General features: G+C 70.8%; 18 protein-coding genes and 3 tRNA genes. 11 read left to right on the top strand and 10 right to left on the bottom strand.

Features of this window, described 5'->3' with window-relative positions; all coding sequences use genetic code 11:
- Window positions 1–58 precede the first annotated feature (58 nt).
- Together KBX21_RS23895 and KBX21_RS23900 are read left to right on the top strand one after the other, a co-directional pair.
- A tRNA-Asn gene (locus KBX21_RS23895) sits at window positions 59–131 on the top strand.
- A 223-nt stretch (window positions 132–354) separates the two neighbouring features.
- Window positions 355–427 (top strand) — tRNA-Asn (locus tag KBX21_RS23900).
- 114 nt (window positions 428–541) lie between these two features.
- Here KBX21_RS23900 and KBX21_RS23905 read toward each other — a convergent pair.
- Entirely contained in the window at window positions 542–1426 is an 885-nt protein-coding gene (locus tag KBX21_RS23905) for an SAM-dependent methyltransferase (RefSeq protein WP_049571248.1), read from the bottom strand.
- Window positions 1427–2036: 610 nt separating this feature from the next.
- On the opposite strand from KBX21_RS23905, the gene KBX21_RS23910 reads away from it, so the two are divergent.
- Both KBX21_RS23910 and KBX21_RS23915 read left to right on the top strand, forming a co-directional pair.
- Entirely contained in the window at window positions 2037–2738 is a 702-nt protein-coding gene (locus KBX21_RS23910) for a dihydrofolate reductase family protein (protein WP_049571246.1), read from the top strand.
- On the top strand, window positions 2738–3223 hold the full coding sequence (locus KBX21_RS23915) for a dCMP deaminase (RefSeq protein WP_210843827.1): 486 nt from the start codon (window positions 2738–2740) through the stop codon (window positions 3221–3223). Before KBX21_RS23910 ends, KBX21_RS23915 begins: the two co-directional genes overlap by 1 nt.
- A gap of 31 nt (window positions 3224–3254) precedes the next feature.
- Here KBX21_RS23915 and KBX21_RS23920 read toward each other — a convergent pair whose 3' ends face one another.
- Together KBX21_RS23920 and KBX21_RS23925 are read right to left on the bottom strand one after the other, a co-directional pair.
- The gene (locus KBX21_RS23920; RefSeq protein ID WP_049571240.1) at window positions 3255–5747 is read right to left on the bottom strand and encodes an RNA helicase; all 2493 of its coding nucleotides are present in this window, start codon (window positions 5745–5747) and stop codon (window positions 3255–3257) included.
- A 149-nt stretch (window positions 5748–5896) separates the two neighbouring features.
- Window positions 5897–6886, bottom strand: a complete 990-nt coding sequence (locus KBX21_RS23925; RefSeq protein WP_049571237.1) for a malate dehydrogenase — start codon at window positions 6884–6886, stop codon at window positions 5897–5899.
- A gap of 261 nt (window positions 6887–7147) precedes the next feature.
- Between KBX21_RS23925 and KBX21_RS23930 the strand changes: the two genes are divergently transcribed.
- Window positions 7148–7221 (top strand) — tRNA-Ile (locus KBX21_RS23930).
- Between the two features lie 366 nt (window positions 7222–7587).
- On the opposite strand, the gene KBX21_RS23935 is transcribed toward KBX21_RS23930, so the two are convergent.
- Complete coding sequence (locus KBX21_RS23935) at window positions 7588–8025, bottom strand: hypothetical protein (RefSeq protein WP_049571234.1); 438 nt, start codon at window positions 8023–8025, stop codon at window positions 7588–7590.
- A gap of 19 nt (window positions 8026–8044) precedes the next feature.
- Entirely contained in the window at window positions 8045–8647 is a 603-nt protein-coding gene (locus tag KBX21_RS23940; RefSeq protein ID WP_049571231.1) for a hypothetical protein, read from the bottom strand.
- A gap of 239 nt (window positions 8648–8886) precedes the next feature.
- Between KBX21_RS23940 and KBX21_RS23945 the strand changes: the two genes are divergently transcribed.
- Complete coding sequence (locus KBX21_RS23945; protein WP_210843828.1) at window positions 8887–10794, top strand: GDSL-type esterase/lipase family protein; 1908 nt, start codon at window positions 8887–8889, stop codon at window positions 10792–10794.
- Between the two features lie 10 nt (window positions 10795–10804).
- Here KBX21_RS23945 and KBX21_RS23950 read toward each other — a convergent pair whose 3' ends face one another.
- Entirely contained in the window at window positions 10805–11425 is a 621-nt protein-coding gene (locus KBX21_RS23950; protein WP_210843830.1) for a TetR/AcrR family transcriptional regulator, read from the bottom strand.
- A 280-nt stretch (window positions 11426–11705) separates the two neighbouring features.
- Complete coding sequence (locus KBX21_RS23955; protein ID WP_049571225.1) at window positions 11706–12422, bottom strand: glycerophosphodiester phosphodiesterase; 717 nt, start codon at window positions 12420–12422, stop codon at window positions 11706–11708.
- Window positions 12423–12651: 229 nt separating this feature from the next.
- Here KBX21_RS23955 and KBX21_RS23960 point away from each other — a divergent pair, with 229 nt between their 5' ends.
- Window positions 12652–13422: a DeoR/GlpR family DNA-binding transcription regulator gene (locus tag KBX21_RS23960; RefSeq protein ID WP_049571222.1), complete on the top strand. Its 771-nt coding sequence runs from the start codon at window positions 12652–12654 to the stop codon at window positions 13420–13422.
- Window positions 13423–13500: 78 nt separating this feature from the next.
- Here KBX21_RS23960 and KBX21_RS23965 read toward each other — a convergent pair whose 3' ends face one another.
- A complete protein-coding gene (locus KBX21_RS23965) occupies window positions 13501–14784 on the bottom strand; it encodes an MFS transporter (RefSeq protein WP_210843832.1) in 1284 nt (427 codons plus the stop codon).
- 142 nt (window positions 14785–14926) lie between these two features.
- On the opposite strand from KBX21_RS23965, the gene KBX21_RS23970 reads away from it, so the two are divergent.
- Genes KBX21_RS23970 through KBX21_RS23980 form a run of 3 tightly spaced genes read left to right on the top strand, consistent with a single transcriptional unit; the run spans window position 14927 to window position 18042 of the window.
- Window positions 14927–16537, top strand: coding sequence for a sensor histidine kinase (locus tag KBX21_RS23970; RefSeq protein ID WP_210843834.1), 1611 nt, complete (start codon window positions 14927–14929; stop codon window positions 16535–16537).
- 53 nt (window positions 16538–16590) lie between these two features.
- Complete coding sequence (locus KBX21_RS23975) at window positions 16591–17253, top strand: response regulator transcription factor (RefSeq protein WP_210843836.1); 663 nt, start codon at window positions 16591–16593, stop codon at window positions 17251–17253.
- 48 nt (window positions 17254–17301) lie between these two features.
- Window positions 17302–18042: a metal-dependent phosphohydrolase gene (locus tag KBX21_RS23980; RefSeq protein ID WP_210843839.1), complete on the top strand. Its 741-nt coding sequence runs from the start codon at window positions 17302–17304 to the stop codon at window positions 18040–18042.
- Here the strand turns inward: KBX21_RS23980 and KBX21_RS23985 are convergent.
- Together KBX21_RS23985 and KBX21_RS23990 are read right to left on the bottom strand one after the other, a co-directional pair.
- Window positions 17963–18259 (bottom strand): DUF4031 domain-containing protein, encoded by a 297-nt coding sequence (locus tag KBX21_RS23985; protein ID WP_049571211.1) that lies wholly within the window; start codon window positions 18257–18259, stop codon window positions 17963–17965. The genes KBX21_RS23980 and KBX21_RS23985 overlap by 80 nt on opposite strands.
- A gap of 44 nt (window positions 18260–18303) precedes the next feature.
- Entirely contained in the window at window positions 18304–18771 is a 468-nt protein-coding gene (locus KBX21_RS23990; RefSeq protein WP_049571209.1) for an Lrp/AsnC family transcriptional regulator, read from the bottom strand.
- Between the two features lie 152 nt (window positions 18772–18923).
- On the opposite strand from KBX21_RS23990, the gene KBX21_RS23995 reads away from it, so the two are divergent.
- Window positions 18924–19826 carry a tryptophan 2,3-dioxygenase gene (locus KBX21_RS23995; RefSeq protein WP_210843841.1) on the top strand — a complete coding sequence of 301 codons (903 nt, stop codon included), beginning with the start codon at window positions 18924–18926 and terminating at the stop codon, window positions 19824–19826.
- The last annotated feature ends 24 nt before the right edge of the window (window positions 19827–19850 follow it).

The raw sequence follows: 19850 nt of genomic DNA on the forward strand, positions 1-19850 counted from the left end.
GCGGACGCGCTAGGATTAGTGCTGTCGCCGAGGCCGCAGGGCCCCGGAAGAGGCGCGATCCCGCGTAGCTCAATCGGCAGAGCAGCCGGCTGTTAACCGGCAGGTTACTGGTTCGAGTCCAGTCGCGGGAGCGTGAGAGGAAGGCCCATCGGAGAGATCCGGTGGGCCTTTTTCGTGTGTGCCCTGGGCCGTCCGCCGTCCGGGCTTCTGCCGGGGCTTCGGCCCGCTTCCGCGACGTGCTCGACGCGCGTTGCGAGAGTGCGCCCCCAGCCTGAGAAAACGTCACGAGCACCCTTGCGGACGCGCTAGGATTAGTGCTGTCGCCGAGGCCGCAGGGCCCCGGAAGAGGCGCGATCCCGCGTAGCTCAATCGGCAGAGCAGCCGGCTGTTAACCGGCAGGTTACTGGTTCGAGTCCAGTCGCGGGAGCGTGAGAGGAAGGCCCATCGGAGAGATCCGGTGGGCCTTTTTCGTGTGTGCGGGGGCGACCCCCGCCCGCTGCCGGGCCCGTGGGCTCCAACGCGGGGACGAGGGTGGACGTGCTCAGACGCGTCCCATGCCGCCGATGATCAGTTGTCGGTTGCGGTGCGGCATCTGGTAGCTCCCGGGGATGGGGGGAGCGACCGGAAGGGTACGCCACTTCTGGGCCTGGAGCAGGCCCGGGGGCACGGACTCCCAACCGTCGAAGAGCGCGGCGATGTCGCGTTCCGCGCGCCAGTACCCGTGCCCCAGCTGGTCGGTGAACAGCTGCTGGAGCTGCTCGGCCCGGAACGCGTCCTTGGGGTGGCGGACGGGGTCCGGGCGACAGTAGTGGCTGAGGACCATGTGGCTTCCGGGCGCCAGGGCCCCACGCAGCTCCGCGATGCCGCGTGCGGCGGTGTCGAGGTCGCCCAGGTGTGAGACGACCCCGGTGAGCAGGAGCCCGACCGGCTGGTCGAGGTCGAGCAGGCTCGTCTCCGGGTCGCGCAGGAGGCCCGGGACGTCCTCCAACCCGCCGCGCACGGCGGTGGTGGTGCGGCCGTCACGGATCAGCGCGAGGTGGTGGGCGAGCACCACGGGGTCGTGGCTGGCGTAGACGACCCGGGTGTCGGGGAAGCTCTCGTGGGCGATCTCGTGCGGGTCCCCCGAGGTGGGCATGCCCGCGCCCACCTGGAGGAACTGTCGGATGCCCAGTTCGGCGGAGAGGTGCCGCACCGCCCGCTGGAGGAAGGCGCGTTCCCCCAGGACGAGGTCGACGAACCCGGCCGCGGTGTTCTCGGCCCTGGCCGCCAGGTCCCGGTCCACCTGGAAGTGGTCCTTGCCCTTGAGGTGGAAGGAATGGAGCCGGTTGATGTTGGCCCTGGCCAGGTTGACGGGCGGCGGGGGTTTGGCACGGACGTGATTGTCCCCCGCCTGCCTCAGGAAGTCGGGGGAGGTGAAACGAGACATCGCCGTCCTCTTGCTCTGAGGTGGGGAAGTGCGGTCGACTCCCATGAATCTGGGATGACCCCTCGCGGGGTCGCGTCAAAGGATTGTATTCCGCGTTGGCGCGGTTGTTAACAGAGTCCAGGATACAGGTGGTAAAAATCGTCGCCCGGGCTCTCCCTTGGAGGTGCGGACGCCATGCGTTAAGGCGGGCTTGGGTGGACTTGTGTTTATACACCTAATGTCCATTTTGCGAGGAACGGGGTCCGGGGTGTGCCCGTCGGGGCACGTCTGCCACGCGGTGAGGGGCGCTCCGACCCCCTCCCTTCGGGCTTCACGGGGACCCGCGCCGTCCCTGGGGCGGCTCCGCGGCCCATCGGTCGGCCTCGCGGCCCTCCCTCCGAAGGGCCCGGGTCCTCGGTCCCGAACGGTTCGGCCCCGAAATCGGACGGGTCCACTATTGGAAAGGCGGTGGGCAATTTCCCAAACGCACCCACTGCCTGCGGAAATCCACCGAAGCACCGTTAAACCATTCGCCGCCCCACCGGAGGAGAGCGTCGGAAATGGCGGACTCGGCGCGAGGCGGGCGCGCTCCCTCGGATCCCGGGTCCGCGGCCGCCGTTAACCTGGTGGCATGGACCGTCCCCACACCATCCTGAGCTGCGCGATGTCGCTCGACGGACGCATCGACGACACCAGCCCCGAACGCCTCCGGCTGTCCAACGAGGCCGACTTCGCCGAGATCGACGAACTGCGCGCCGGGTGCGACGCCATCCTGGTCGGCGCGGGCACCCTCCGGGCCGACGACCCCCGGCTCCTCGTGCGCTCACCGGCCCTGAGGGAGCGCCGTCGCGAGCAGGGGCGGACCGAGAACCTGATCAAGGCCGTGGTCACCCGAAGCGGTGAGGTGGACCCCGGGGCGCGCCTGTTCTCCACCGGGGACGCCGGGGCGGTCGTCTACACCGGCGGTACCGGGGTGGCCACCGCCACCCGGCTCCTGGCCGGGCGCCCCGACACCGACCCTCCCGCCGAGGTCGTGGACGCGGGTGACCCGCCCACCGCCGAGGCGATCCTGGACGACCTCGCCGCACGGGGCGTCTCCCGCCTGCTGGTCGAGGGCGGCGGCCACATCCACACCCTGTTCCTCACCTCGGGCCTGGCCGACGAACTCCGGCTCGCGGTCGCCCCGTTCCTGGTGGGGGAGGAGGGCGCCCCGCGCTTCGTCATGCCGGGCGCCTACCCCTACACCCCCGAGGCGCCCATGCGCCTGGTGGAGGCTCGCGCCCTCGGGGGCATCGCGGTGCTGCGGTACGTCCTCGACCCCGGGGAGCGGTGATGGAGCCGACCGCTACCACCAGCGGACCCGCGCCGGAGGAGGGGGCGGCCGACGCGTTCTGGCTGGCGGAGGCGGTGCGGCTGTCGCGCTCCTGTCCGCCCTCCACCGCCGCCTACTCGGTGGGGGCCGTCGTGGTGGCCGAGGACGGCCGGGTACTGGGCGCCGGGTACTCCCGGCGCGACGACCCGCACGACCACGCCGAGGAGGTGGCGCTGCGGGGAATCGATCCCGAGGACCCGCGCCTGGCAGGGGCGACCGTCTACTCGTCCCTGGAACCGTGCAGCTCCCGAGCCTCGCGGCCGCGCTCCTGCACCGCGCTGATCCTGGCCACACCCGTGCGCAGGGTCGTCCTGGCCTGGCGTGAACCGGCGCTGTTCGTGGACTGCGACGGTGCCGAGCGCCTGACCGCCGCGGGGGTCACCGTGGTCGAGCGCCCCGACCTCGCCCAGGGCGTCCGCGAGGTCAACGCCCACCTGCTCGGCTGAGGGGGACCTCCGCCCGGAGGCCCCCATCCGCCTAGAACCGGTTCACGTCCGTCACGTGCACCACCGCGCGGCCCTCGGCGTTGGACGCCGCCAGGTCCACCTCGGCGCTGATACCCCAGTCGTGGTCCCCGGCGGGGTCGGCGAGGATCTGCCGCACCCGCCACATGTCGTCCTCCTCCTCGATGAGGAGCATCTTCGGGCCGCGCGCGTCCGGCCCGGTGCCGATCTGGTCGTGCTCGGCGTAGTACGCCTCCACGGCCTCGGCCCACTCCTCGCCGCTCCACTCGTCGTCCTCGGAGAGCTTGCCGAGGTCGCCGTAGCGCCGCCGGGAGGCCAGCTCCACGCGGCGGAACATCTCGTTGCGGACCAGCACCCGGAAGGCGCGGGCGTTCGAGGTGACCGGCCGGACCTTCTCCTCCGCCTCGGCACCCTCGCCCTCGGCCTCCTCCTCGGGATTGGTGAGCTGCTCCCACTCGTCCAGCAGGCTGGAGTCCACCTGGCGCACCAGCTCGCCCAGCCACTCGATGAGGTCGCGCAGTTCCTCGGTCTTGGAGTCGTCCGGAACCGTCTGGTTGAGGGCCTTGTAGGCGCTGGCCAGGTACCGCAGCACGAGACCCTCGGAGCGGGCCAGCTCGTAGTGGCCCACGTACTCCACGAAGTTCATCGCGCGCTCGTACATGTCGCGGGCCACGGTCTTGGGCCGCAGCGGGTGGTCGCCCACCCACGGGTGACCGCGCCGGTAGACCTCGTACGCGTGGTCGAGGAGCTCCTCCAGCGGCTTGGGGTAGTCGATCTCCTCCAGCCGCTCCATGCGCTCGTCGTACTCGATGCCGTCCATCTTCATTTCCTGGACGGCCTCGCCCCGGGCCTTGTTGAGCTGGGCGCCCAGGATCTGACGCGGGTCGTCCAACGTGGACTCCACCACGGTGAGCGCGTCCAGCGGGTAGGTCGGCGACTCGGTGTCCAGCAGCTCCAGGGCGGCCAGCGCGAACGTGGACAGCGGCTGGTTGAGCGCGAAGTCGGCCTGGAGGTCCACCGTGAGCCGGGCGGTGCGGCCCTGGTCGTCCGGTTCGGGCAGGGTCTCCACGATCCCGCCGTCCAGCAGCGAGCGGTAGATGGCGATCGCCTCGCGGATGTGGCGCCGCTGCGTCCTGCGGTCGTCGTGGTTCTCGGTGAGCAGGTGCTTCATGGCGGTGAAGCAGTTGCCCGGCCGCGCGATGACGCTGAGCAGCATCGCGTTGCTCACCCGGAAACGCGAGTTCAGCGGCTCGGGGTCGGCGTCGATGAGCTTGCGGAAGGTGGCCTCGTCCCAGGACACGAACCCCTCGGGGGCCTTCTTGCGCACCACCTTGCGCCGCTTCTTGCTGTCGTCGCCGGCCTTGGCCAGCGCCTTCTCGTTCTCGATGACGTGTTCGGGGGCCTGGGCGACCACGTTGCCGACCGTGTCGAACCCCGCCCGCCCGGCGCGCCCGGCGATCTGGTGGAACTCCCGCGCGCGCAGCCTGCGCACCCGCACGCCGTCGTACTTGCTCAGCGCGGTGAACAGCACGGTGCGGATGGGCACGTTGACGCCCACCCCGAGGGTGTCGGTGCCGCAGATGACCTTGAGCAGACCCGCCTGGGCCAGCCGCTCCACGAGGCGCCGGTACTTGGGCAGCATCCCCGCGTGGTGTACCCCGATTCCATGCCGCACGTACCGGGAGAGGTTGCGGCCGAACTTGGTGGTGAAGCGGAAGTTGCCGATCTCGTCGGCGATCCGCCCCTTCTCCTCCTTGGTGCACATGTTGATGCTGGTCAACGACTGTGCGCGCTCGATCGCCTGTGCCTGGGTGAAGTGCACGATGTACACGGGAGCGTCACCGTTGCCCAGGAGCTCCTCCAGGGTCTCGTGCAACGGGGTGGCCCGGTAGTCGTAGTAGAGGGGGACGGGGCGCTCGGCGGAGGTGACCACCGCGGTCGACCGGCCCGTGCGCTTCTCCAGATCCTCCTCGAACCGGCTGACGTCGCCCAGGGTGGCCGACATCAGCAGGAACTGCGCCTGGGGCATCTCCAGCAGGGGCACCTGCCAGGCCCAGCCGCGGTCCGGTTCGGCGTAGAAGTGGAACTCGTCCATGACGACGGTGTTGATGTCGGCGTCCCGGCCCTCGGCCAGGGCGATCTGGGCGAGGACCTCCGCCGTGCAGCACACGATGGGCGCGTCGGCGTTGACGCTGGCGTCACCGGTCATCATGCCGACGTTCTCGGTGCCGAAGATCTTGCACAGGTCGAAGAACTTCTCCGACACCAGCGCCTTGATGGGCGCGGTGTAGAACGCGCACTCGTTCCGGGCCAGGGCCGCGAACAGCGCGCCGGTGGCGACCATGCTCTTGCCCGAGCCGGTGGGGGTGTTGAGGATGACGTTCGACCCGGAGACGACCTCGATGAGGGCCTCCTCCTGGTGCGAGTAGAGGGTGAGGCCCCGCTCCTCGGCCCACAAAGCGAACGCCTCGAAGAGGGAGTCGGGTTCTGGTTCGGCCGGAAGCACATCAATGAGACTCACGGTCTCTATACTGCCCGCTCCCCGACCCCCTTCGGGACACGGCGGGGTGTTCGTCCCCTCACCAGGCCCGGAACACGGACGGGCACGTCCCCCAGGGGGGAACGTGCCCGTGACCGTGCTGGCGCGTCGGTCCCCTAGACGAGGCCGAGCTTCCTGACAGTGTCGCGCTCCTCGACGAGCTCCTGCACCGAAGCGTCGATACGGCCGCGGGAGAACTCGTCGATCTCCAGGCCCTGCACGATCTCCCACTTGCCGTTCTTCGAGGTGACGGGGAAGGAGGAGATGAGGCCCTCGGGGACGCCGTAGGAGCCGTCGGACGGGATGGCCGCGGAGGTCCAGTCGCCCTCGGGGGTGCCGTTCACCCAGTCGTGCACGTGGTCGATGGCGGCGTTGGCGGCCGAGGCGGCCGAGGAGGCGCCACGGGCCTCGATGATCGCGGCGCCGCGCTTGGCGACGGTCGGGATGAAGTCCTTCTCCAGCCAGTCCTGGTCGCCGACGGCCTTGGCGGCGTTGGCGCCGTTGACCTCGGCGTTGAACAGGTCCGGGTACTGGGTGGCGGAGTGGTTGCCCCAGATCGTGAGCTTCTTGATGTCGTTGATCGACACGTTCAGCTTCTTGGCGAGCTGGGTCAGCGCGCGGTTGTGGTCCAGACGCGTCATCGCGGTGAAGCGCTCGGCCGGGACGTCCGGGGCGTGGCTCTGGGCGATGAGGGCGTTGGTGTTGGCGGGGTTGCCGACCACCAGGACGCGGATGTCGTCGGCCGCGCCGGCGTTGATCGCCTCGCCCTGGGGCTTGAAGATGCCGCCGTTGGCCTGGAGCAGGTCACCGCGCTCCATGCCCTTGCCGCGCGGGCGGGCGCCGACCAGAAGGCCGACGTTGGCACCCTCGAACGCCTTGGTGGCGTCGTCGAAGATGTCGATGCCCTGGAGCAGGGGGAAGGCGCAGTCGTCGAGCTCCATCGCCGTGCCCTCGGCGGCCTTGACGGCCTGCGGGATCTCCAGCAGGCGCAGCTTCACCGGGGTGTCGGCGCCGAGCAGCTGGCCGGAGGCGATCCGGAACAGCAGCGCGTAGCCGATCTGACCGGCGGCGCCGGTGACGGTGACGTTGACGGGTGCGTTGGACATGCGTGAACTCTCCTGACGACGTTGTGCGACCCGCGATGTTACCAACGGGTTCGAGGCGGCTCCGGAGCCGGGCCCAGGGGGTACGGCCAGGCGCGCGCCGCACCATCACACCCTAGACCGCCCCCCGATGACGTTCGCGACCAAGGTGCGCCCAAGCGCTTCGCGCGTCGTCACAGGTGCGGGCAAGCCTTGCGGAGCAACGGATTTCGGGCGCGGAAACGTCGGACGCATCCTGTTAGGATGACGTTTGCTGACGACGGAGGGCCGGTAGCTCAGTTGGTTAGAGCAGGGGACTCATAATCCCTGGGTCGCGGGTTCGAGTCCTGCCCGGCCTACCCCTTCCGAACAAACGAAAAGCGCCGCCAGCCTGCACTGACAGGCCAGCGGCGCTTTCTTTCCTATCCGGCCGTGTTCGGACGGCTACGGCCCGAACCGGTCAGCCGTGCCGAATGCGTGTTGAAGTATTGGCCCCCCGCTAACCACCGCCGCGCACGACGGCGACCCTCGGGTGCGCGCCTCACCAAACGGCACGCATAAACCAAAAGTCGGACATCAGTGCCGCGTTCTGCTCATTTCACCACTCGTCCGTCTCGCATTGACGACAGGCCCCTTCGTCGGGCCTTCGCCAGCCGGGGCGGGGTCCGGGGGCGGGGCGCCGACGGCGCGGTCGGACCGTCGGCGCCCCGTTTCCCGCACCCCGGTCAGTCGTCGCCGAGCAGCCCGCGCACGAAGGCGCGGTAGTCGCGCAGGGCCAGCCGCAGGGCCTCGGTGTCGTCGTCGGCCTTCTCCAGGGCGGTGCGCAGGGCCGTGCGACGCGCCTCGATCTCGGCGATCACGGCGTCGGCCACCTCTGACGCCAAAGCGTCCGCCGCGCGCACCGATCCCGGCGGATCGTCCACGAATTCGCCCTGTGCCTCGTCCCAGCGCTCACGCAGCTCACGGGGGACCAGATCCCGGGGGTGCGGCCGCCAGGTCCGGGAGGGGTCGGGGGTCCTCGCGGGCCTGCTCTGTCGGGGCACTCCCACCTCGGCAGCCTCGGGGGTCTCCGGCCGCTCCGGCGACGCGGAGGGCTCGACGGGTTCGGGGTCGATCCGCTTCGCACCCGGCCGGTGCCTCGGCCGTACTGGGCGATCCGCCATGTGTACCTCCCTCGTGTGCTTACTCCACCTGTGCGCCTCTGGTCGTCTCAGCGCCGAGCAGGGCCTCCACCAGCCCCCGGTAGGCGATCAGGGCCTCGCGCAGGTTCTCGGTGGCGGTCTGGTCGGCCTCCGCGAGATGCCCGGCGGCCCGGGCCGCGCGGTAGCGGGCGACCGCGTCGGGATGGTCCACGGACAGGTCCCTGGCACGCCGCTCGAAGCTCGCGTCGTCGTGGACGCCGTCCTCGGAGACGGGACCGTCGGGATATCCGAGGTCCCGCATGATGGTGTCGGTGAGTCTTCGGGCTCCCCGGACCGACCCCACCGGGTCGTCGACGAACCCCTGTTGCACCTCGGCCCAGGCGCGCGCGTGGGCCGCGCGCTCCGCCTCGGTGGGTGAACGCAGCTCGGTGTCCCGGCGCTGGCTCAGTCGGTCGGCGAGGTCCTGCTCGGCGTCGGCCCTGCCGCCGTGCGCCTCCAGGGCCTGCTCGTACTCCTGGCCGAACCGCGCTCTGAGCCGCCGTGTGCGCAGGGCGGGGAGGACCGCCAACCACGCGACGATCGCGGCTCCTCCAATGACGACGACCACGGCCGCGACGATGATGACGATCGTTCCGGTCTCCACGGGGGGTACCTCCTGACGAGCCTTTGCCCCCGGGCGCCGAGTACGAAACGCCACGTTCCGTGCTGTTGGGGACCACGGGCCGACGCGGCCGGGCCGAAACCCCGATCCGTCCGATACGCCCTAGACTGGCCGCCGGTCGGAGGGCACCGTGGCCCACGTCTCGGCAACCACCGCGCCGCGGGGACCGTCGAACACGTGAGGTTGAGGTGAGCGGACGGAACCGGTGAGGAAGGCGTGTAGTGGACGGGGGGAGAACGACGGGGTACGGCACTGACCGGCCAGCCACGGTCTGGGACCACGTCCTGAGGGTGGTCTCCGTCGTCGCCGTGGTGGCCCTGTTGCTGGTCGCCATCAACGCCAGCGTCTCCCGCGACGTCGCCATACAGTCCGCGGACGACCCGGAGGAGTCCGTCGCTGTTCCGCTCACACAGCTCCTCGACCGCACCGGTGTCTCCCAGGACGGCACCGTGGGCTCCGGCGACCTCGACGGCGCCGGCAACAGCCTCTCCGCGCGCACCCTGACGGCGGCCGGCTGGAACCCCGGGGGAGAGGTGGTCCTCCTGGACACGCCGCTCGAACTCCCCGCCTACGGGCCGGGCCGCCCCGACCACGTGACCTCCGACGGCCAGTCAGTGACCCTGTCCGCCGAACCCGCCCCCTGGGAGTCCCTCACCTTCCTGGCCACCGGCACCCGCACGGACGGCACCGGCGCCGACGTGCGCGGCAACGGCCGTGTGGTCTACGCGGACGGAACCACCCAGGACTTCCCGCTCTCGGTTCCCGACTGGGCCGCGGGACCGGCCGGTGACGCCGTCCTGTCACTGCCCTACGCCAACTCGGCCACGGGTTTCGGGCAGGATGCCATCGGCTCCGTGCGCCTGTACGCCCGTTCGGTGCCGATCGACCAGGGCCGCGAGGTCGACCACGTCGTCCTGCCCACCGTCGCCGACGAGGACGCCAGCCTGCACGTCTTCTCCGTGGGCGGGCGCCCGCCCACACAGGCCTGGACCGGGACCTGGGCGCGCGCGGCGTCCGGGTACACGTCGGTCGGCCCATGGGAGGACCAGACTCTGCGACTGACCGTGCGCACCACCACCGGCGGACACAAGGCGCGCCTGCGGTTCGACAACACCTTCGCCTCCCGCCCGGTCGCCCTGGGAGCGGTCTCGGTCGCACTGCGCGGCGAGGGCGCCGCCACGCACGGCGCGGCGGTCCCGCTGACCTTCGACGGGGCGCCCGGCGCGGTCATCCCCGCCGGGGGACGACTCGTCACCGACCCCGTCGACGTCCTGCTTCCACCTCAGACCGAACTGCTGGTCAGTGTGCACCTGCCCGAGCGGGTGACCGCCGCCCCCATCCACTACGCGTCGGTCGACACCAACTACACCAGCGTCCCCGGCAGCGGTGACCAGACCCTGGACCGCACCGGGGAGCCCTACACCGGGCTCGTGGACCACTGGCCCTTCCTCACGGGGATCGAGGTGACGGACGGGCCCGGCGCAGTGGTGACCTATGGCGACTCCATCACCGACGGACTGCGCTCCAGCCGGGACGGTCACGCGCGCTGGCCGGACGTGCTCGGCGCCCGGCTCCACGAGAGCGCCGACCTGCCCACCCTGGGAGTGCTCAACCTCGGTGTCGCGGGAAACCGGATCACCTCGGACGGTTACCCCGGGGAGGGCGTTTCCACCTACGCCAGCGGTGTGAGCATGCTGCACCGGGCCCAGCGCGACGTGTTCGCGCAGAACGGGGTGGAGGCGGTGGTGGTCTTCGCGGGGATCAACGACCTGCGCTGGGGTGCCTCACCGGACGTGGTGATCGCGGGGCTGGGACGGCTGGCCAGGACCGCCGAGGAACACGGGGTGCGGGTGTTCGCGGCCACCCTCGCGCCGTGCGCGGGGGGATCCCGGTGCACCCCGCACGTGGAGGAGGGGCGCCAGCGGGTCAACGGCCACCTGCGGGCGGAGGCGGGCGACCCGGGCTCGGTCTTCGCCGGGGTGTGGGACTTCGACGCGGTGCTGCGGGACCCGGCCGTTCCGGAGCGGATACGCCCCGAGTTCGACTCCGGCGACCACCTGCACCCCAACGACGCCGGGCTGCGGGCCGTCGCGGAGTCGGTGGACCTCTACGAACTGGTGGGCGGCTGAGTCGTCGCGGTCAGCGCGGGCAGCGCAGGTGGTGGTGGATCACCAGGTCGACGTACACGCCGCCCAGATCGTTGAGGCTGAGCCCGGCCTCGGGCTCGTACCAGTGCTGGATCGAGTCGAAGGTCTCAAGGACGCTGTCGGTGGCCCGGCCCGTGTCCCGTATCCGGAACTGGTCCGCGCTCACCCCCGCCACGATGATCTCGCGGACGTGCTCGCGGTAGGTCCTGAGCAGGGAGCTGATCTCCCGGTGTCGGGCGGGATGGATGGCGCGCAGGGTGGGCAGCAACTCCTGGCTCAGGGCTATGGCCGACCGGTGCCGCCACCCGGAGTCCACGTGCCTGCGGACCAGGCCGGACATGCGTTCGGTGGGTGGTCTCCCGGGCGCGTCAGCGGCCAGTTGGCCGTTGACGCGTTCGCGGGTCGCGCGTAAGACCACGGCGTAGGACAGGTCGAACCTGGTGGGGAAGGCACGTCTGAGGCAGGCCGCGTCCGTGCGCGTCTCGCTGGCGATGCGCCGGGTCAGGTCGGACATGGCGATCCCGCGTGAACCGTGCTCGGCGAACAGCCGGGCCGCGCAGTCCAGGACGGGTGCCGTCGTGTGAAGCGCGTTCGGGGGGAGATCGGCCGTCATTCGTCGTTTTCTCATCGGTCGGTGCACCACGGACGTAAGGGGAGTCAAGGATATCCGTGACCGTTCCGCACATAGTGTGGAAACGAGGAATTCGCCGGAGAACGCGGCATTCACGGTGCGCGTGTTGTTGGTGTTCCCGCCGATACCCGCTGAGGGAGGTTTGTCATGTTCTCCCAGGTGGTCCCGTGAACCGAGGGAACGGTACAAGGTCCGCTCCGGTGTTTTACGGGTCCGCTTCCGGATGCGCCGCCGCTCCTTTCCCTGCCGCCCGCGCCGTTGTTCACGGCGCCCCCTGCGCCGTTTCCTGGGCACGGCCGGAGGTCAGGGAAACGAGGTCGTCCACGCGATCGGTGGCGAGCGCGTCCACGCCCATTCCCATGAGTCTGGCCATCTCGTGGAACTCGTTCACGGTCCAGGCCACCACCCCGAAACCGTGCCGGTGGAGGTCGGTCACCCGGTCCCGGTCCACCAGGGAGTAGTGCATCCCCAGGAACGTGGGGCGCAGCGCGCGCGCCATCTCCTCCGGTGGCGGCCCCGGCTGGTCCCAGGCGAGCATCACGCGGGCGCCGGGACTGCGGGCGCGCAGCGCCTTGAGCGTCTCCAACGGTCCGGTGAACAGCGCCTGGTCGCCGAACCCGTGTTCGCGCAGGACGGCGTCCGCGGCCAGCGCCGCCTGCGGAGAGGCGGCGTCGACCAGCAGCGGCGCGGTGGCCCCGCCGCCGAACTCGGCGATGACCTCCATGAGAGTGGGCACGCGCCGCTCCACGTCGTCGCGAGCGGCGGCCAGTTCGGCCAGGGTCAGGTCGGCGACCTGACGCGGCGGGGAACCCGGGAGGGTCACGACACGTTCGTCCACCAGGACCGGGTACCCGTCCGCGGACAGGTGGACGTCGATCTTGACCAGGTCGGCTCCGGCGCGCAGCGCCGAGCGCAGCGCCGGGAGCGTGTTACCCGGGAATCGTGCGGTGTCTCCGCGTAGAGCGATGGACAACGTCATGCAGTCAAGAGTGGCAAAGAGACCGCGGTCACGTGGTGCAAACAGGAAAAACGCCCACCAAGGCGTCCCGGAGTCTGCGGGCGGCGCGGAGCGTGGGGGCCGATCGCGCGGCGATTGCGAGCGGTCTCACGTCGTGGGGGCACCGCCTGGGTACGGCTACCTGGGAAACTTCGATAAGGGGTGTCGTATCCGAACGGCACCCGCCAGGCCCCCGAGTGTGAGGCGAACGATGATCCCGGACCAGCGGCGAGAGCACATCCTGAAGCTTCTCCAGGAGCGCCACGTGCTGAGTATCAACGAGCTCACGTCGATGCTGTCCGTGTCCCACATGACCGTGCGTCGCGACATCCAGGCCCTGGAGAACGACGGCAAGGTCCTGTCGGTCACCGGCGGCGTGCGGTTGGCGGCCCGGCTCAAGAGCGAGCCCTCCTACCTGGCCAAGGCCCAGCTGGAGGTACCGGCGAAGCGGGCCGTCGCGCGCGCCGCCGCCGAGCTGGTGCGCGAGAACTTCACCATCTACCTGGACGCGGGCACCACCACCCTCCAGATGGTGCCGCTGCTCACCGACAAGGTGGGGCTGACCGTCATCACCAGCGACTTCAACGTCGTCGGCCACCTGATGGAGTACCCGGGGATCGAACTGATCCACACCGGGGGCGTGGTGTCGCACTCCGACCACTCCTCGGTGGGCCAGTTCACCGCCGACTTCCTGCGGCAGGTCAACGTCGACCTCGCGTTCATCGCGAGCAGTTCCTGGGACGCCGAGCGCGGATCGACCACCCCGTCAGAGGCCAAGGTGATCGCCAAGCAGGAGCTGCTGCGTATCGCCTCCAAGAGCGTTCTGGTGGTGGACAGCACCAAGTACGGCAAGTTCGGCACCTTCCGGGTGGCCCAGCTGGAGGAGTTCGACCTGATCATCACCGACGACCGCCTTCCGCGTTCTGCGGTGGACGAGATCGGTGAGCGCGACATCCGCCTGAGGACCGTCCTGAGCGAGTAGTCACGGGCCCGGCCACCGGTCCCTGTAACGGGAGACGGAGCCGGGCCGGGTCCCGGAAGGCTGCGGAGTCGCAGCAGCTCAGACCCCCGAGTTGAGCCCCGTGTCCTTGGTCACGGGCAGCTCCGGGCCGGGATCGGTGAGGCCGTCCGCGGCGCGCGACCGCTCGTACCAACGGGCGCGCAGCACCATCGTCGTCACCGCGAAGGAGACCAGTCCGCCCGCCGTCGCCAGTGCGAACGCCCCTTGGTGGCCGAAGGAGTCGGCGAGTGACCCCGAGACCATGGACCCCAGGGCCTGGCCCAGGATCAGGCTGCTCAGGATGATCGCCATCGACTGTGAGAGGCGGCTCGGAGGGGCGGACCGCTCGATCAGACCGAACAGGCTCACCAGGTGCGGACCGATCGCGACGCCCAGCACGAGGATGGCGACCGCCAGGGTCGCCGGACCGTGGTCCAGGTACAGGGGCAGGGTGAGCAGTGCCAGAGCGCCCGCCGCCACCCGCACCCGCGCGGTGAGCGTGAAGCCCACCGGCAGGGAAGCCATCATCAGCCCCGCGAGGGCGCTGCTGGAGCCCATCACCGCGTACATCAGCCCGGACAGGTCGCCGTGCCCGGCGTTGTCCGCGAAGGCGGTCACACCCGTGGACATGCCGCCGAAGAACAGACCCTGGCAGAACATCGGCACGGCGAGGAGCAGCAGCGCGGGCCGTGTGATGCGGCCCTCGGCGCCGCGTACCGGGGCCGCCCCGGGCGGGGCCGAGGGGTGCAGGGCGAACACGGTGCCGAACACACCGATCAGGACGGCCGCGCCGAGCACGCTCGCGGTGGGGGACAGGGTCAGGGTGAGGACACCGACCAGCGCGGGGCCCAGGACGAAGGCGGCCTCGTCCAGGACGCCCTCCACGGACATCACGGCGGAGACCGAGCGCTCGCGTTCCAGGCCGCGATCGGGTCCCTTGCGGATGAGCACCACCCACCGGGTGCGGGCCATCGGGCCCACCTGGGGCATGCACAGACCACCGATCGCGGCCAGCGCGACCATGGCGGGCAGCGGGACGTCGGCGGCGATGGCGGCGACCAGGGCGACGATGAGGGCGGCGTCCACGATCGCCGTGACCAGGACGGGGAAGCGCTGCCCGTGACGGTCCGCGAAGCGCGCGATGACGGGCCCGCCGATCGCCTCACCGAGCGCGAACGCCCCGGAGACCAGTCCTGCGGCGGCGACGCTGCCGGTGGTGACGGTGACCAGGGTGAGGAGCCCGATCAGGGTCATGGACACGGGGAGCCGGGCCAGGAAGGTGGCGAGCAGCAGGGGCCAACCGGCGATCCGGTGCATCCGCCGCAGGGTCTCCAGGGGTGACATTCAGCCTCGTTCTGTCTCGTGGTGCCGCGCCGTCGCCCTCGGCCGCAAACCATCCCATGATAGGTGGACCCATCCAGGTGGCGGACGAACCCTGACTTTCGTGGGTGACCCGTGACCGGTGCGGCTGTGTAGGTTCGCCACCATGGACTTCACCGAACCCTCCCCGGAACCGCGCCGGGTCCCGGGCCCGCTTCGGGGCCTGGCGCCCGGCCCGGGATGGCCCACCCGGGGCGCCGTCGTGCGGGACCTGCTGCTGTGGCTCGGGGCGTCCCTGGTCCTGCTGGCCGAGGCCCACGCCTTCGCCGTCGCCGGATACGAACCGACCCTGACCGCCCTCCACCTGGTGGCCCTGGCCGGGGTGGTCCTCGTGCTCAGCCGCACCCACCCCCTCCTGGCGCCGTGCGCGGCCGTGTTCGTGTGTCTCTGGTCCCAGGCCTTCGTGGTCGTCCTGGTGTGCGTGGCCTACCTGGCCGGTCGGCGGTCGAGGAGGACCTGGGTCGCCGTGGCGCTCTTCGCCGTCCTGAGCCTGGCCGTCGCGCTGGTCGTGCTCCGTTTGGTGGGCGAGACCCCAGGGCTGTGGCTGAGCTCCGGGATCACCCTGGTGTTCTTCACGGCGCTGCCCTGGTTGGCGGGCGTCCACCGTCGCCAGCACCGGGAGCTGGGACAGGCGGGCTGGGAGCACGCGCGCCAGCTGGAACTCGGACAGCGGCTGACCGCCGACCGCGCCAGACTGCGCGAACGCGCGCGGATCGCCCAGGACATGCACGACTCCCTGGGCCACGATCTCAGCCTGCTCGCCCTGCGGGCCGGAGCCCTGGAGGTCGCGCCGGACCTGGCCGAGCACCATCGGGAGGAGATCGCCCGGCTGCGCGCGGGTGCCGTCGAGGCCACCGCCAACCTGCGCGAGATCATCGGGGTCCTGCGTCCCGACACCGGTACCGAACCCGCCCCCACCGCACCCGCCGACGAGGGCGTGCCGGCCCTGGTGGAACGGGCCCGTGACTCGGGAGTGGAGGTCACGCTGATCAGCGAGGGGCGTCTCGACGCGCTTCCGCCGATGGTGGATCGCGCCGTCCACCGTGTCGTGCAGGAGTCCCTGACCAACGCCACCAAGTACGCGCCCGGCGCCCCCGTCGAAGTGAGGACGACCGCCGACGACACCCGGCTGGAGGTACGTGTCACCAACCGTGAGTCGAGTGAGCGGGGCCAGGTGCCGGGCGCGGGCGGTGGACACGGGCTCACCGGGATGGCGGAGCGGGTCCGGCTGACGCGCGGAGCCCTGACCGCCGGTCCCCACGAAGGCGGCTGGCGGGTGCGGGCCACCATGCCGCTGGACGGCGCCGAGGTGACCGACGCCGCCGAGCACGCCGACGAGGCGATCGACCGGCTCCACAGAGCGGCCCGCCGCCGGGTCCAGCCGTGGACCCTGGCCCTGGTGGCCGCTCCGGTGGCCGCGGTCCTGCTCGTGGTCGCGACCGTCTACTACGTCCTCGCGGAGATCCTCGCGGCCAGCACCCTGCCGCCGGAGGACTTCGCGGCGATCGCGGTGGGCGAACACCGCGACGAACTCGACGTGCTCCCCGAGCGCCCGCTGCGGGTCTCCGAGTCGCAACTGGCGGAGTTCGACTCCGCCGACCCCGGCTGCGATCAGTACCGCGGCACGGCGGGGATGTTCGACGAGGACGTGGACCTCTACCAGTTGTGCTTCGAGGACGGGGTGCTCACCGCCAAGGAGAGGCTGGCGAAGCGATGAGGCCGCTGCGCGATGCTTCCCGAACGACCGAGACCGAAGAGGGGGACACGGCTGTGATCAGAGTGCTGCTCGCCGACGACGAGGCGATGATCCGCGCGGGCGTGCGCGCCATCGTGCAGAGCGATCCGGGCGTCGAGGTGGTCGCGGAGGCCGCCGACGGCCGGGAGGCGGTGGAGCTGGTGCGCTCCCACCGCCCCGACGTGGTGTTGCTGGACATCCGCATGCCGCGTATGGACGGGCTCGCGGCCTGCGCCGAGATCCTTCGGGTGGCCCCCGGTACGAGGGTGGTCATCCTCACGACCTTCGGGGAGGACGCCTACATCTCACAGGCGCTCGGAGACGGGGCCAGCGGGTTCCTGCTCAAGGCGGGGGACCCCCGTGAACTCATCGCCGGGGTGCACGCGGTCGCGGACGGGGGCGCCTACCTGTCCCCCCGGGTGGCCCGACAGGTGATCGATCGGTTCGGCGGAGGAAGGGCGGCGAAGGAGGCCGCGGCGGCCGAACGCCTGTCCGCCCTCACCGACCGTGAACGGGACGTGCTCACTCTGGTCGGGGCCGGACTGTCCAACGCCGACATCGCCGAACGCCTCTTCCTCGTCGAGGGCACGGTCAAGAGCTACGTGAGCGCGATCCTCAGCCGTCTGAGTATGAGGAACAGGGTGCAGGCGGCCATCCTCGCCCACGAGGCCGGGCTGGTCGAGGGCTCCACGCGCTGACCCCGCGCCGACCTTTTGGGCCCGAGCCCGGACGGGAAGACTGGCCACATGGAGAGTTCCGAGGACCGGACGGACCGTCACCACCCCCTGCGGGAGGAGGACGCCGTCCTCCTGGCCGCCTCCTGGCGCCACCTCACGGGCGGGGACTGCGAGGCCCGGGCGGTGGGGGACGAGCTCCTGGACCGCTGGAGCGAGGAACACCGCCGCTACCACACCCTCTCCCACCTGTGGGCGACCCTGCGCGCCGTGGACGTGCTCCAGGAGGAGGCCCGCGACGTCGACGCGGTGCGCTACGCGGTCTGGTTCCACGACGCCGTCCACGAGGGCGACCCCGGACAGGACGAGGACGAGAGCGCAGCCCTGGCCGAGCGCCTGCTCACGCTCCTGGGAAAGGACCCGGCACTGATCGCCGAGGTGGTGCGGCTGGTGGGCCTCACCAAGGACCACCGGCCCGCGCCGGGGGACGCCGACGGCGCGGTCCTCTGCGACGCCGACCTGTCGATCCTGGGCGGAGCGCCGGAGAAGTACCTGGCCTACACCTCCGCGGTCCGGGCGGAGTACCGGCGCCACTCCGACAAGGTGTTCCGGGCGGGGCGGCTGCGGGTCCTGCGTTCGCTGCTGGAGGCCCCGCACCTGTTCCACACGCGGTTCGGTCGGGCGCACTGGGAGCCCCGCGCCCGGTCCAACATGCTCGCCGAGGTGGACCGGCTCAGCCGTGAGCCTTCGGCGGAGCCTGCCCCGTCCCGGCGTGCTTGGGGCGGCGCAGCCCCGCCGCGCGCAGACGGGTGACCAGTTCGCGGCCGCTGACCCGCTCGGCGCCCAGTTCCAGTGCCCGGGCGTGCAGGTGTTCGGGCACGTCGTAGTGGTCCCGCTCGAAGGCGCGCGGCGCGACCCCCAGTTCGCTCGCGAAGGCGTGCAGCTCCTCGAAGGAGCTGTCGCTCACCAGGTGGGCGAAGCGCCAGCCACGGGGGCCCGGCCAGACGGGACTGTCGATCAGAACACTCACCGGTCAACTCTAGACGGGAAGCGACGGGACGGGGTCCGCGGCTCTCAACGCGTCTGCGGGGCGGTGACCGGGCGCCAGGGCACCGGGCTGGACAGGATCATGGTGCTGGAGGGACGGCCGTGCACGGCGAGCTGGTCGATGACCTCCTCGAAGTGCTCCATGGAGCGCACCGCGATGAGCAGCACGCAGCAGGCGTCGCCGGTGACCCGGTGTACCTGGAGGATCTCCGGCAGCTCCAGGGAGGATCGCTCGCGCAGCAGACAGTGGGCCCCGAAGCACTCCATGCGCACCAGCGCGGTGACCGGGAGGCCGGCGGCGGCCGGGTCCACATGCGCGTGGTAGCCGGTGATCACCCCGCGGTCGGTGAGCCGCCGTACCCGGTCGGCCACGGCGGGCGCCGAGAGGTTCACCCGCCGGGACAGCTCGTTGAAGGACAACCTCCCGTCCCGCTGGAGCTCGCCGAGGATGCGCTGGTCAACGCTGTCCAGCGGAGTTTCGAGTCGTGAGGCCATACTTTGCGTTCCCAAGGCCGATGTCGGATTCCTGTTACGAATGCTAGGTCAATGCCCGACTTGTGTCATCGGTGTCCATTCCTTCTCGCGGTCAATTGTCCCAGTATGTGAGTTCACGTACACGACCATGCAGTACACGAGGGGTACACCCGATGCTCTCCACCACGTCCGCCCAGTGTCCCTACGCCCCGACGGAGGACGTCGGCGCGGCGGAGGCCCGCGCCAGCAGGGCGGAGAGCAACGGGGGCAAGCCGACCCTGAGCTTCGAGAAGAACACCCCCTACGTCGACTACGCGGGGATCGACACCCTGCTGAGCCTCCAGAACCCGCGCACCAAGGAGCCCGCCGAGTCGGCCTTCATCATCGGAACCCAGGTGATGGAGCTCCTGTTCTCGCTCGTCCAGGAGCGCTGGGAGGCGGCCCGGGAGGCCCTGGAGGTCGACGACGTGCCCGGTACCGTCGCCTGGCTGCGCAGCGCCTGCAACGCCCAGGACGTGCTCAACAGCACCTGGGGCCTGTTCGGCGACATGACGCCCACCCAGTTCAACCGCTTCCGTGACTCCTTCGGGGAGGCCTCCGGCTTCCAGTCCTACAGCTACCGCAAGCTGGAGTTCCTCCTCGGTCACAAGTCCGCCGCCATGATCCGCCCGCACAAGGCCATGAGCGGGGTCGTCGACGACCTCACCGCCCTGATCGAGCGCCCCAGCCTGTACGACGCCACCCTGCGCCTGCTGCACCGGCGGGGACTCCCCGTCCCGGACGCCTGCGCCGAGCGGGACTGGACCGAGGACTACGAGCCCTGCGCCGAGGTCGAGGCCGCCTGGATCGAGGTCTACGCCGATGACCGTCCCGGGAACGACCTGTACCTGTTGGCCGAGGCGCTGGTCGACGTCGCCGAGCGGGTGACACGCTGGCGTCAGCTCCACCTCGTCGCGGTCAAGCGCACGATGGGCGGCAAGCCCGGCAGCGGCGGCTCCAACGGGCTGAACTGGCTGGCCCGCAACGCCGAGAAGGACGTCTTCCCGGAACTGTGGTCCCTGCGTAGCACCATCTAGACCAGGACACCCCTGTCGGTCCGC

Source organism: Nocardiopsis sp. B62, from assembly GCF_018070675.1.
Taxonomy (GTDB): Bacteria; Actinomycetota; Actinomycetes; order Streptosporangiales; family Streptosporangiaceae; genus Nocardiopsis; species Nocardiopsis prasina.